At 44.5% G+C, this 13,932-nt stretch carries 7 protein-coding genes and 2 pseudogenes; 2 read left to right on the plus strand and 7 right to left on the minus strand.

Features of this window, described 5'->3' with window-relative positions; all coding sequences use genetic code 11:
- The first annotated feature begins 89 nt into the window (after positions 1 to 89).
- Positions 90 to 1,556 carry an MFS transporter gene (locus ACYRY3_RS26735; RefSeq protein ID WP_460204656.1) on the plus strand — a complete coding sequence of 489 codons (1,467 nt, stop codon included), beginning with the start codon at positions 90 to 92 and terminating at the stop codon, positions 1,554 to 1,556.
- A 243-nt stretch (positions 1,557 to 1,799) separates the two neighbouring features.
- On the plus strand, positions 1,800 to 6,377 hold the full coding sequence (locus ACYRY3_RS26740; protein WP_460204657.1) for an nSTAND1 domain-containing NTPase: 4,578 nt from the start codon (positions 1,800 to 1,802) through the stop codon (positions 6,375 to 6,377).
- Between the two features lie 36 nt (positions 6,378 to 6,413).
- Here the strand turns inward: ACYRY3_RS26740 and accD are convergent, their stop codons facing one another.
- From accD to ACYRY3_RS26775, 7 genes and pseudogenes are all read right to left on the minus strand, one after another.
- Positions 6,414 to 7,379, minus strand: coding sequence for an acetyl-CoA carboxylase, carboxyltransferase subunit beta (gene accD / locus ACYRY3_RS26745; RefSeq protein ID WP_460204658.1), 966 nt, complete (start codon positions 7,377 to 7,379; stop codon positions 6,414 to 6,416).
- A 208-nt stretch (positions 7,380 to 7,587) separates the two neighbouring features.
- Positions 7,588 to 7,803: a hypothetical protein gene (locus ACYRY3_RS26750; RefSeq protein WP_460204659.1), complete on the minus strand. Its 216-nt coding sequence runs from the start codon at positions 7,801 to 7,803 to the stop codon at positions 7,588 to 7,590.
- A 95-nt stretch (positions 7,804 to 7,898) separates the two neighbouring features.
- Positions 7,899 to 8,639 (minus strand): annotated as a pseudogene (locus ACYRY3_RS26755) (prepilin peptidase); the annotation flags it as partial.
- A gap of 174 nt (positions 8,640 to 8,813) precedes the next feature.
- Positions 8,814 to 10,478 (minus strand): annotated as a pseudogene (locus ACYRY3_RS26760) (copper-translocating P-type ATPase); the annotation flags it as partial.
- A gap of 107 nt (positions 10,479 to 10,585) precedes the next feature.
- Positions 10,586 to 11,122, minus strand: a complete 537-nt coding sequence (locus tag ACYRY3_RS26765) for a Crp/Fnr family transcriptional regulator (RefSeq protein ID WP_460204660.1) — start codon at positions 11,120 to 11,122, stop codon at positions 10,586 to 10,588.
- A gap of 477 nt (positions 11,123 to 11,599) precedes the next feature.
- Complete coding sequence (locus ACYRY3_RS26770; protein WP_460204661.1) at positions 11,600 to 12,328, minus strand: thiamine pyrophosphate-binding protein; 729 nt, start codon at positions 12,326 to 12,328, stop codon at positions 11,600 to 11,602.
- A 96-nt stretch (positions 12,329 to 12,424) separates the two neighbouring features.
- Complete coding sequence (locus ACYRY3_RS26775; RefSeq protein ID WP_460204662.1) at positions 12,425 to 13,675, minus strand: NAD(P)/FAD-dependent oxidoreductase; 1,251 nt, start codon at positions 13,673 to 13,675, stop codon at positions 12,425 to 12,427.
- Positions 13,676 to 13,932 lie beyond the last annotated feature (257 nt).

A 13,932-nucleotide genomic window follows, 5' to 3' on the forward strand; every position in this document is an offset into this window, starting at 1 on the left:
TAAACTTTTGTTGAGAAATGCAAGCTAGAATAACGAAGAATTTCAAATACAAATTAAAGTTTTCAATTTATCCATCCGTGGAAGTAAATATGGAATCGATGCCATTGGAGAAAGCTGCTCCTTTAGCTCCAAAAATACCTCAAATTGCAATGTCAGAACTAGCTACGACCCCAACTTCCAAGCCTGCAGTTTTAAAGAAGGATGCTATTCGTAGTAGCTTAAAAGCCTCTACTGCAGATTGCATTTTTGCAACAGTCTTCTCAATTACCACCACAGGTATTTTGCTGAGCAACTTTCTGGTGGAATTGCATGCCAGCCCAATTGTTTTTGGAATGATATCCGCCATTCCAATGGTGGTGAATCTTATCCAACCTCTGGGTGCTTACCTCTCAGAACGCACAACCAGCCGCTTTCGCTATTCTTTATTAACTCACGGCGTTGCTCGACTGCTTTGGCTGTTTCTCGTCGTTGGCATTGTCGCTTTGAACTTGGGACGGATTAATTCTGACCAATTGGTTGTGTTAACGATGACGATTGTCTTGTTAACCAGTCTTCTAGGAGGACTCGGAAGTGCATCTTGGTTGAGTTGGATAGCCACACTCGTTCCCCGACAGCTGCGGGGACGGTACTTTGGTTTTCGCAACAGCGCTGCGAGTCTGACAAATTTGATTTGTGTTCCTTTAGCAGGTTTATTGGTATCTAAGTGGTCTGGTGGATCGCTCCAAGGTTATGGAATACTTGTATTCTTTGGGATTATTTCAGGAGTTATGAGCACGGGGTGCCAGTCTTTGCAGGCGGATATGAATCCACGGATGCAAAATGTTCCTGCCAGTGCTGCTAATTTAGAAAATGCTACACTGACTCAATCAGAAAATGTTAAGCCTGTATCTGACGAGAACATAGTACAAGGCATTTTAAATAACTCTAATTTCTTAATGTTTCTTTTCTATTTCAGTTCCTGGATGCTGGCTGTTAACTTAAGTGCCCCGTATTTTAACCTTTATATGTTGGGTACGTTGAAATTAGATGTTAGTTTGGTAACACTTTACGGTAGCATTCAGGCTGGGGCAAATCTGGTAATGCTGATTGTGTGGGGCAAGTTATCAGATAAGGTAGGCAATCGCTTAATTTTAATGTCGGTTGGAATTCTAGTTGCGATCGCACCGTTGTTATGGCTTGGGGTTGACGTTAGTTCTTTTGATATCTGGGTGTGGTTACCACTACTGCACGTTTTGTTTGGAGGTACGGCAGCAGCAGTTGACTTGTGTAACAATAATATGCACCTGGGTGTTGCACCAGTCAAGCAACAATCCATTTACTTTGCAATCACAGCCGCCATTGGGGGTGCTAGTGGTGCCTTGGGTACTACTATAGGGGGCTTTATTGCAGAGAGTTCTTTCTTTGGTGGCATTCCAGGGTTGTTTGCGGTATCTGCCTTGTTCAGACTCATAGCACTTGTCCCACTATTTTTTGTGCAGGAACAACGAGGGCTATCTTTGACTCAGATGATGCAAACGTTATGGATATTCCGCAAAAAAACTGTTCCAATCCAATAAATGTTTGTCACTAGCATTTTATGAAACACATTGCACCTGTGTCAATTAACTTATATGTTTTAAATTGTGTAAATATTTACAACTTTCTGCATCAAGTATCACTTCAGTACCTAGTTAAGAACAAATGTTCTAAATGAGTTTGGTTATGAGTTAGTGGTTAGTGGAGATTAATCCTACCAGTAACTACTAACGACTAACTACTAACCCTTACTTAGAAAAGAAGAATCATGTTAGGTGCTGGCAATGCGGAAGTTACTTGTCCTAAAGCTAGATGGCGATCTAGAAAAAGGCGTGCGGGTAACGCTAACCATAGAGGAAGATGAGAACCGCTTGGGGGCAGAAGTTACTGGCGATTTGCCGCCAAACTCAAATCTAGCGAAAGCAATTGACGACTGGAGGTTAAACTACCTCAGTGCGGGTAAGTCTTCCCGAATTGAAGCCACTAAAACAGCAAGGCAATGGCGTTACAACTGCAATAAATCGGCAAGTGAGTTGCGGCAAAAACTCAACCAATGGCTTTTGTCAGAGTCCTTTCGTCCCATCCGGGACAAGTGCTTGCAACAACTGATGCCCCCTGATGAAGTACGAGTGCTCATTCGTACTTCCAATCATGTATTATTAAAACTTCCCTGGCATCTATGGGATTTGGTTGATGCTAACTCTTTTGCCGAGGTTGCTCTCAGCGCACCGGATGCGGAATCTCGGACAACCGTGAGAACACCTACATTGCCAGGTAAAGTTAAAATCTTAGCTATTTTAGGCAACAGTCTTGGTATCGATCTTCAACAAGACCGACAAGTCCTGGAAAATTTACCTAATGCTGAAACAACCTTCCTTGTAGAACCAAAGTGCCAGGAAATCAACGACTACCTCTGGGAAAAACCGTGGGATATTCTGTTTTTTGCCGGTCATAGCGGGACAGAAGGAGAAAGGGGTCGTATTTGTATTAATCAAACAGAAAGTTTAACTATTGAAGAACTGAGATACGCCCTGAGAAATGCTGTTGACAACGGCTTGCAACTGGCAATATTTAACTCCTGCGATGGTATGGAATTGGCATTTGAACTACAACAATTGCAAATTCCCCAAATTATTGTGATGCGGGAACCAGTGCCAGATGTTGTAGCTCAAGCTTTTGTGACATATTTTCTTCCAGCTTTCGCTAGTGGTAAATCTTTATACTTGGCAGAACGGGAAGCACGCTTGAGACTGCACGGACTGGAATATCAATTTCCCTGTGCAAGCTGGTTACCAGTGATTTTTCAAAATCCTGCCATCATGTCTTCTACCTGGCAAGATTTGGGACGGCGTCCCACCAGGGAGTGTCCCTATCGTGGTTTGTTTGCTTTTCGAGAGGAAGATGCGCCGTTTTTCTTCGGCAGAGAAGCTTTCTCGGAAATTTTGGTAGAAGCGGTGCATACAAAACCCCTAGTGGCGGCGATTGGTCCTTCTGGCAGTGGAAAGTCCTCTGTTGTGTTCGCCGGTTTGATTCCCCGTTTGCGAGAAGAAGGGAATTGGCTTGTTATTTCCTTTAGACCGGGGTCAAAACCCTTTCACTCCCTAGCTGCTGCACTCATTTCCCAACAAGAACCCCAAATGAGTCCATCTGACCAGTTGGAGGAAATTACTCAGCTAGCCAACTATCTGCGCTGTGAAGACAATGGTTTGCGTTTTGTCTTACAAAGCGTCATAAAAAAAAATATTGGAAAACGCCTGTTGCTTGTAGCAGACCAGTTTGAAGAACTGTACACTTTATGTCAAGACACCCAAAAACGCCAAGTTTTCTTAGATAGATTGCTCGAAGCCACCAACTTGGTCAATTTTACCTTTCTGCTCACACTGCGGGCTGACTTTTTAGCACAGTCTCTTTCTTACCGCCCTTTTGCTGATGCGTTGCAATATCGGGATTTAAAACTGGGTCCGATGAATCGTGAAGAACTGCAAGCAGCGGTGGAAAAACCAGCAGGGCTATTTGGGGTGACACTGGAGTCTGGTTTAACTGAACGTATTATCGAAGCAGTCACTGCCTCTGCAGGAGATTTGCCACTCTTAGAGTTTGCCCTGCAGGAACTTTGGGCAAAACAGCAGGATGCTCAACTTCTTCACGCTGCGTACAATAGTATTGGTGGTGTAAAAACGGCAGTGGCTGGTTACGCAGAACTTGCGTATGCTAGGTTGAATGAGTCGGAAAAAGAACAAGCACGACAAATTTTCCTTCAGTTAGTGCGTCTTGGGGAAGGAACTGAGGATACGCGGCGTTTGGCTACCCGTGCGGAGATAGGGGAAAATAACTGGAATTTGGTGACGCGTCTTGCCTCAGATCGTTTGGTTGTGACGGGGCGTGATGAGGCAACGGGGAAGGAAACTGTAGAAATTGTTCATGAGGCTTTGATTCGGGAATGGGACCGCCTGCGTCAGTGGATTGAGCTGGACCGGGATTTCCGGACTTGGCAGCAGGGATTGCGTTCGGCGATCCAACAGTGGCATATGAATGGCTGGGATGATGGGGGTTTATTGCGGGGAAAGCCTTTGGCTGATGCTGAAGAATGGTTGCAAAAGCGTCCAAATGAGTTGACTTTGGAAAGGTCATTTATAGAAGCGAGTTTGGCGTTAAGGCACAGAGAACGCACGCAACGCGATCGCCTGCGTAGGGGCATGACTTTAGGGCTAGCTGGCAGTTTGGTGGTTGCTCTTCTTTTTGCTGGTGCTGCAGGATTTGCCTGGTGGCAGACAAATATCAGCGAAACCAACGCTAAAATCAAAGCAGCTAGCGCTAGTTCCAGAGCTATTTTTGCTTCCAATTTGCAATTGGAGGGATTGACTGCTTCTTTAGAAGCCGCAAAACAACTGCGGGTCCTGGAACAATCCGGCAATGCGGAACCTGATACCAAGATAGAGGTGGTGACAGCATTGCAACAAATCCTGTACGGAACGAGAGAACTCAACCACCACACCAAACACAGTGCAGCTGTTTGGGGCGTTGCCTTCAGCCCTGATGGTCAAATGCTGGCTTCTGCAAGTGCTGACAAAACTGTCAATATTTGGTGGCGCGATGGCACTTTGATAACCACTCTACCGGAACATAAAGCTGATGTTTACAGTGTCAGTTTTAGCCCAGACGGGCAAATTATTGCCTCCGCTAGTTTGGACAAAACTGTTAAACTTTGGCGAGTCGGTGATGGCAGTTTGATAGCCACTCTTAACGGGCATACTGCTGGCGTTAGAAGCGTTACTTTCAGCCCCGATAGTCAAACAATTGTTTCTGCTAGCTTTGACAAAACTATTAAACTTTGGAAAGTCAGCAATGGGAGTTTAATAAATACCCTCACTGGGCATCAAGATCGGGTTATGAGTGTCAGTTTTAGCCGGGATGGGCAAATTATTGCTTCTGCTAGTTCGGACAAAACTGTCAAACTTTGGAACGCAAAGGATGCTGGGAGTGGGTTGGAAACTCGTCCCTACAAAACCCTCACCGGGCACAACGCTGAGGTTCGGTCAGTTGCTTTTAGCCCGGATGGACAAACCATTGCTTCTGTTGGCGATGATAAAACTTTAAAACTTTGGCAATTGGATGGTACCTTATCTAATACCATTTTTACGGGATGTCTGGACAGGGTCACGAGTGTTGGCTTTAGTCCTGAAGGTCAGACTATTGCTTCTACCTGTTGGGATGGGAGTGTAAAACTTTGGCGGCGTGATGGTAGCTTGATAACAACTTTGAATGGGCACAGCGCTGGAGTCACTGGTATCAGTTTTAACAGCTATGGGCTCATCGCTACTGCAAGTGCTGATGGCATAGTTCAACTTTGGAGACCTCGTGGAAATTCTATCAACACTTTTAGGGGTCACAGTCAAGCAGTTCGGTTGATAGCGTTTAGCCCTGACGGTCAAACGATTGCTTCTGCCAGCAAAGACAAAACTATCAAACTTTGGAACACTAGCAATGGCAACTTGGTCAACACTCTTACAGGGCATGGGGATGAGGTTTGGGGAGTTGCATTCAGCCCCGATGGCAAGATAATTGCTTCTGCAAGTTCGGACAAAACTATCAAACTTTGGAAAACGAGTGATGGGAGCTTAATCTCTACTCTTACGGGACATAGCGATGAGGTTCTCTTCGTTACTTTTAGTCCTGATGGCAAGACGATGGCTTCTGCTAGTGCTGACAAAAATATTAATCTTTGGCGACGCAATCAAAGGGGTGAATTTGAGACTCAGCCCTACAAAACCGTTATTGGGCATACCAAAGCAGTACGAGCAGTTGCTTTTAGCCCGGATGGGCGAACCATCGCTTCTGCAAGTTGGGACAGAACCGTGAAGCTTTGGACACGGGATGGCAGTCTCATTACCACCCTCACAGGGCATGGGGCTAAGGTATATTCTGTTACTTTTAGCCCTGATGGACAAACAATTGCAACTGCTAGCGATGACAACACTATCAAACTTTGGAAATCTCTTGATGGCAGTTTAATAACTACCCTTACCGGGCATAGTGCTGCGGTTTATAGCGTGAGTTTTAGTCCGGATGGGCGAACTATCGCTTCTGTCGGTGTTGATAAAACCGTAAAAATATGGAGACGGGATGGGATTTTAATTACTGCTCTCACCGGGCATATGGCTTCAGTCACTAGTGTGAGTTTCAGCCCTGACGGGCAGACGATTGCTTCTGCCAGTGATGATAAAACTCTCATTTTATGGAATTTGAATCTTGATGATTTGTTAAAACGCGGTTGCAGTTGGGTGCGAAGTTATCTCAGCAATCCGAACAATGGTATGAGTCAGGACGATCGCAGGCGACGGATTTGTGATGATGTTTATTAGTAGAGACGCATTAAGCGCATCTCTACTAGTTTAGTATTATTCGGCAACAGTAGAACTCAAAGGTCTTGTCTCCCACACGACTACACTATTGTGTGTTTGAGTTGTTGTCAGTGTAGGTGGCTGGTGCAGGGCAATCAACTGTGCTAGCGTTGTCTTTAACTGAGTACGGGGTACGATCTCATCTACAAAACCGTGCTTGAGTAAATCTTCCGCTGTTTGAAACTCTTCTGGCAGTTTTTCTCGCAGGGTTTGCTCGATCACTCGCCGACCAGCAAAACCCATCGTTGCTTTGGGTTCTGCCAAAATGATGTCTCCCAACATGGCAAAACTAGCGGTGACGCCACCAGTGGTAGGATTGGTCAACACGGGTATGTACAACAGCCGTTCGTCGCGATGAAGTTGCAGGGCTCCGGATATTTTTGCCATCTGCATCAGAGAAAGCATCCCTTCTTGCATCCTCGCCCCACCGGAAGTACAAATAATTACCACGGGATATCGCCGCTGTGTGGCTAGCTCTATCAAACGGGTAAGTTTTTCTCCTACGACAGACCCCATGCTTCCACCCATAAATCGGAAGTCCATGACGCCAAGGGCAATGGGCAAACCGTTGATTTGACCCAAACCAGTTTTAACAGCATCTACTAAATTCAGTTTTTCCTGCGTCTCTCGTAAACGATCGCTGTAGGATTTGCGATCGCGAAATTGTAGGGGGTCTGTGGGGCGCAAACGCTCGTCTATCGGTCCCCAAGTGTTTGGGTCTATTAACTGACGAATGCGTTCATCGCAGTCAACTCGATTGTGATATCCGCACTCAATGCATACCATTTGGTTAGCCTTGAGGTCTTTGGTATAGGACAAGACACCACAACTAGGGCACTTGTGCCATAACCCATCAGCAATCTCGCGTTCTTGACGTTCCAGGTGAGTGGACCCTGATTTCCGTCGATTTGCAAACCAATCTAAAAGAGACTTTAAACCGCGTGATTCTTCGTTGTTTGCCATTTGTATCTTATTAGAGGGTAGTATGTCGAAAATAGGTCAAATAGCTTTTGTTGTCCTGACTCATTTGTCAAGAGCCCTTTGTAAATAAATTTGACAAATGACTCTTGACAAATGACTCATGACTATTTGTTCAAATTTGTCTTGTAAGCAAATCAGACCTTTTAAGTGCATCTTTGGTTGCCAGCTTAACGAAAATACGTAATCCAATTCAAGTCTCTTGCTCTTCTTCAAGGGGACTTAACAGCAACAAGGCAGCCCACTTATCTTTCAAACGTACTTGCAAAGCCGCTGGAGTACCAGCCCCTAAATAAGACTTCACCCCCAAATCAATAATTCTTGTTGGTATGTGATGAGCTGCAAGCATTTGTTGCATGAGTTCTGCTTGCCAACGGGCACTTGTCGTTAAGAGGGTAATCCAAGTCACAATACAATCTTATCAGAAGCTTAAAGGTACATGGGGTGATGAAAGTAACAGTTGTAGTGTAACGGGAGTGTAACGAGATGTTGCTTAGCTTTGCCTTAACTCGTGGGTAAAAACAATCGCAAGTAGCTAGACAAAATTATTTCACCACCAAATGTGGTGATGAATGCTCCTAATGCTAGATAGGGACCAAAAGCAAAAGGTATCTTTTGTCCCAATTTGCGTTGTGACAGCAGCATTTGCCCCCCATCTATTAATACTCCCACAACACAGGCAAGAAAACTCGCTACAAGCAGATACTTCCAACCCAACCAAGCACCCATCATGGCTGCTAATTTGGCGTCACCCCCACCCATTGCTGTTTTCTGAAAGATAATTGAACCAATGATGGCGATCGCATCAAACAGCCATAAACCCAGCGCTGCTCCTATAACTGCCATCATAAAATGGTTTGCGGATTCCACCCAGCTGGTCTTGGGTAAATAACCGATAATCATTTGAAAAACGATCCCCAACACTAGCCCTGACTTTGTGAGTGGATTGGGTAAGGTCATCGTGTCCAAATCTATAAGCGATAGCGCTAACAACCAGCTGCAAAATACCCAGTAACCTATTGTTAGGAATGAAAATTGAAATACCCAAAAAACCAGTAAAAAAATAATACCCGTTACCGCTTCTACCAGAGGATAACGGAGAGAAATTTTATTTTTACAATAACGGCACCGTCCCTTTAACCACAGCCACCCTAGCACTGGTACATTATCGTAGGGCTTGAGCTGGTTCAAGCAGTGGGGACAACGAGACGGCGGCCAAAGTACTGACAGATGGTGCGGGGCACGCGGATAGGGGAACGCGGGGATAGGGAGAACTTGAGGTCCCCAGGGAGTGGGAAGCAGAGAAGGCTGTTGGGTGCGGGGATTCCCCGAGTTGAGGGGGCTGTGCATCTGCGGTTGAGATATATTCTCTCTCCGGGTCTGTGTATCTCCCCATCTCCCCATTGCCCGCCTTTGTAAGGACTGAATCACCTCAGCTTTTCGCTCGGGTCTGACGTCTGCAAATATTGGCTTGATACCTACTTGTTGGGCGATCGTTATTGCTGAATAACGGCTGTCTCCAGTTAGCATGACGACTTGTATACCCATTCTTTGCAGTGTCTTGACAACCGTTTGTGCAGAAGGTTTAAGCGCATCTGAAATTCCCATCAATCCCTGAAGAACTCCATCTAAAGCAATCCACACAAGGGTTTTACCAGTTGTTTCTAAAATCGTTTTTTGTTTGTGTAGGGGATAGGTATTAATGCCTTGTTCTTCCATCCAGCGTTGTGTTCCAATTTGGACTAGAGAACCTGAGACAATACCTTGAACGCCCATACCTGGAAATGCTTGAAAATTGCCGACCTTGAGAGAGGGGAAATTTTGTAATTCCACTCCTTGGGATTGGGCATAATTGACAATCGCTTCACCTAAAGGATGTTCGGAATTCTGTTCTACAGACGCCGCTAATTGCAGGAGTACAAGCTCATTGCCAGCTTTTGTTCCTTTGACAGTCACATAGTCTGTTACAGTGGGTTTTCCCTCAGTTAGGGTTCCAGTTTTATCCAGTACAACGGTTTGGATTTTATGTGCTAGTTCTAAGCTTTCGGCTCCTTTCATTAAAATACCATGTTCTGCACCTTTAGCCGTTCCTACCATGATTGATATGGGAGTTGCTAAACCTAAAGCACAGGGACAAGCTATAATTAGCACTCCTATTGCAGTTATCAACGCAAGAGTGAGATTGCCTATAACATTAAACCAGATGAGAAAAGTGACGATCGCGATCGCGATGACGGTTGGCACAAACCATTCTGTCACTCGATTTGCCAAGCGCTGGATTGGTGCTTTTGAACCTTGAGCTTGTTGTACTAACTTAACAATTTGGGACAGTAGAGTGTTGCATCCCACTCTTGTTGCCCGAAACATCAAAACACTTGTTTTGTTAATTGTAACTCCAATGACTTCATCTGGCGGCTGTTTTATCACAGGCATACTCTCACCTGTAAGCATGGCTTCGTCTACGCTAGAAGTTCCATCAATGACTTCACCATCCACCGGAATTTTTTCTCCAGGACGCACCAATACTACATCACCAACAGTAACTTCATGACTTGGAATATTGACTTCTAAACCACTGCGGATAACACAAGCATTTTGAGGTTGCAAATCAATCAATTTGCCAATAGCTTCATAAGTTTTATTTTTAGCATAGTTTTCCAGTAATCGACCTAATAAAATTAAGGTAATGATGGCTGTAGATGCTTCATAATACACATCACATGTTAAACCACTAGCTGTAAACAGATCGGGAAAAAGAGTTACAAATAGTGAATAGAAATAAGCTGTGCTCGTGCCTACTGACACTAATGTATCCATCGTTGCTGTATGGCATTTCCAGGCTTTCCAAGCATTACGATAAAAAGAAGCACCACACCAAAATTGTACGGGAGTTGCTAATACTAGTTGTAACCAATGATTTCCCAATACTGGTGGGATGAAATCCGATCGCACTCCAAGCATAGCTGGCATCGAGCCTAAGATAATCTGGATACTGTGGATACTTGCAAATATAAATTTGCGTGTCATTCGACGTGATTTTACAAAATCAATTTCACGGTCTACATCATCTTTAAATGTGTCCATGTAAGATTAACCCCCAAAAATTTTATTCAACAGTTGTCAGCCATCAAGAAATTGACAATTTTTATGTTGAGAGAACCAGGGACGCGTCTTTCTAACTAATAGTAATGTTAGGATGGAGATCCATCATCAAAACTAATTTCTTCATATTTCTGGTAAAACGTGTCTTTATATGCGAGTATGGTGGCTAATGTTGTCTCACTCTCGTACAACCGCTGTACAACTACGTGGCTGAGACTGCGCTTGAGATAAATAGCGAGATTAATATCACCGTTAAGAAATTTTTGAAAAGCTTCAAAACTTAATTCCCATACTTGACAAGGTGTTGTGGTCACTACAGAAGAGGAATGAGGTCTACTCTCAAGAAAAGACTTTTCGCCAAAAATGGAGGGTGCAAATGTACGCCGCAGGGTAACTTCTCTCAATGGGCTAAATTCCGATTCTGGTACGAGTTTACGAACTTGACACGCTCCTTCTAAGAGTACTACAAGTACTGGATCTGTTGTGCCTTCTTGAATTAAGCTTTCCCTAGCTGGAACTTTACGGACTTTGCCAAATGAAAACAGTCTTTGCTGTTGGGTTTGTGGGAGTGAGAAGAATGGTAAATCGTTAAACAGGCTCAAGATATTGTTATCGGTGGTGTTCATTGTTCTTGCAAGCAAAAAGTTCTAATGGATAAACACATCCAAGGTTGGCTGGGCGTTGCTTACCTTTGCCTCGTAATTGTGGGGTGATGGTACTGGCAAAAGGTAGGGCGCGAAACTTTGTTCAAAGTTTTTGTCAACTTCATTGAGTGTCACAAAAACGCGTGTTTGTTGCTAGCGCTGCGATAGCTTCGCTAACGCCTTCAGGCGTATCGCGCTACCGTTGAGTATGAGAAAGTGCTTTTGATTTCCGATAACTAACCGCAACGGTTGGTAAATATTCGGGGAGAAAAGGTGTAAATGGTGGGGCTTCTTCGCCCACAAGGCGGAGTTCCAGAACACCAGGAAGATTGAGATGATACTTGTGATAAACCCCAACCTAACAGACCAATTCTTCAATTTTATCAGCACTTCCAACCCACAGTCTGTCAGGGTTGCCAAATCCCCTAGCAATGAGAGATACATTTACAGGTGCATAGCTTACACATTCCAGTCTCGACTCAAAGAGGAGTTGTTGACGCATTGCACACATGCCGTACATATCACCCCTTGCCCTACTACAAGCACGGGATTCTTAGCTTGGCGAATTTCCTCAAAAAGAGGACGAACCATGTCTGAGGTCACAGGAGTTGGATAGATGAACCGTGATATCTGATTTACCCAGTTTTGCGGACAACTGTTTACCTCGTGTTCAAAGACGTTGCGCGGGAATAAAAGCACAGCTGGTCCGGGACGCCCGGAATATGCTGCTTTGAGAGCCTCTGTTAAATGATACCAAAAATCTTCTGGATTGGTTATCTTTGCTACGTATTTAGCAACTGTACCCCAAAGTTTGATGCTATCTACCGTGCGACCAACACCTGAAGAGTCTTGAAAAGCTCCTTTTCCCTCAAGATTTGATGGTGGCTGTCCAACTAGTGCTAGCACTGGCACTAACTCAGTATAAGACTCAGCAATGCCCGCAAGCAAGTTCATCATACCTTCCCCAGAGGTTGAGCAACATACACCCAACGTATGGTGAACCCGTGCGTGACAGTCTGCCATAAAAGCTGCTCCATCTTCACTCCTAGCCATAATCAATCTGAGTTTTCCAGCTCCCAATCTATAGATGGCATCGTGAAGGGGTTCAATATTTGCGCCACTGAAACCAAAGATATAGCGTACATCCAGGGACATCAGGGCTTTAACTAGTGCATCGTTTAACTTCATAATCAAACTCGGAAATAAAGGATGAAGTATTAAGGATAAAGGATGAAAAAGAAGTACTTATGCTTGCGGCTGTAAGAACTATCGTGTTTGACGCTTTTATAATACCCACGTTAAGCCTATGTGTGGCTGAGTAGTAACATATAAACCGTCAATAGCCCCAGTTGCGGACACCAGGTTCAAGAACACGAGCTTCAAGTCAGCACCGCTAAAATCGTGGCGACTGAGCTTTTGTACCTGCCAGAAATATGAATCTTTACCACGGTTCTGGTCGTAGAAAGCGGATACAAACATGAGAAAACGCAGATATGCTAGCCGATAACTCTTATCGTAAAAGTTCGTAGCCTGTTCCTGTGTCACCTTACCTTCTATGATACTTGTAATACTTGCAGCGGCTAACAATGCGCTGTAAGTGGCAAGATGAACTCCACTTGATAGCAGGGGATCTAAGAAACAAGCAGCATCTCCGGACATAAAGTAGCCGGGACCGCAGAAGAAGTCAGAGGTGTACGAATAGTCTTGCTCGACTTTTACCTCTGAAACTAACTTACCAGGAGCGATCGTATCTGCTATCAAAGGACAGTCTAGGATGGCTTCTGAATAAATATCCTCCAGTTTCTTAGTCCGTCTTTCTTTGTAAATGTCTTTGTGCATTACGACACCGATGCTCATAATATTCTTATCTAAAGGGATTCCCCACAACCAACCTTCTGGAATGGAAGCGATGGTAATCGCTCCTTCTTGAGCTTGGGGTAGTCTTTTAAGATTTTTCCAGTAGCCCCAGATAGCTATATTCTGGAAGGCATTGTGGTTCCGGCGATTTTTTAAATAGCGTGTTGACATGACACCTGCACGACCTGATGCATCAATCAGGTAATCGAAAGCAATCTCTCCAGTCGCTCCGTGAAATTGAGACCAAGTGGCGCTTGTTGGGCGAGTACCATTGAAGGAGACTTGACGAATTTCTGTTCCTTCAAAAACTTTTACTCCCTGGCTCTTTGAATGCTCTAAGAGCAATTGGTCAAATTCAGCCCGACGAACTTGAAAGCTATGAGTGTGGTTTCCAGTCAAGTCGCTAAAATTGAGGCTCCACTTCTTGTTTCCCCACTCTAAATAAGCTCCAGGCTTGCGCTGAAAACCCCAAGCTTCGACTTTTTCGCGCACACCCAGCAAATCAAATATTTCTAAAGCTGATGGCAAGAGAGATTCACCAATGTGATATCGCGGAAAAATATCTCGCTCTAACAGAGTCACATCAAAACCTTCGCGAGCCAAGAGAGTCGCAGCAGTAGATCCAGCTGGACCGCCACCTATGACTAAGATTTGAGTGGACTTTGGTATAATACGCATAACAGAATTCTTGTCCTTGAAAGAGAGTTCTGAGAACAATGAATTAGGTTGGCTTCTCCTTTGAGCAAGGCAGTATCAGCCTTTTATTTGGGCAGAACATCGCTTTCCTTGATAGAGAAGTTTTATTTTGGTGAAACAGTTGTGCAAGGGTGCAAAACCTAAGCTTGCGTGTATTTAAGTGTACGATCTGGGCGGCTCCTGTCTCCGATACCACTCCTAGCTTCAAAAACGGGTTCGTGCAAATTAAATGTGTTTTA

The sequence above is a fragment of the Scytonema sp. NUACC21 genome, assembly GCF_054684315.1.

Bases quoted from the DNA above. Each gene is read 5' to 3' on its own strand.
- ACYRY3_RS26735 (WP_460204656.1), top strand. From the start codon at position 90: ATGGAATCGATGCCATTGGAGAAAGCTGCTCCTTTAGCTCCAAAAATA.
- ACYRY3_RS26740 (WP_460204657.1), top strand. From the start codon at position 1,800: ATGCGGAAGTTACTTGTCCTAAAGCTAGATGGCGATCTAGAAAAAGGC.
- accD (WP_460204658.1), bottom strand. From the start codon at position 7,379: ATGGCAAACAACGAAGAATCACGCGGTTTAAAGTCTCTTTTAGATTGG.
- ACYRY3_RS26765 (WP_460204660.1), bottom strand. From the start codon at position 11,122: ATGAACACCACCGATAACAATATCTTGAGCCTGTTTAACGATTTACCA.
- ACYRY3_RS26770 (WP_460204661.1), bottom strand. From the start codon at position 12,328: ATGAAGTTAAACGATGCACTAGTTAAAGCCCTGATGTCCCTGGATGTA.
- ACYRY3_RS26775 (WP_460204662.1), bottom strand. From the start codon at position 13,675: ATGCGTATTATACCAAAGTCCACTCAAATCTTAGTCATAGGTGGCGGT.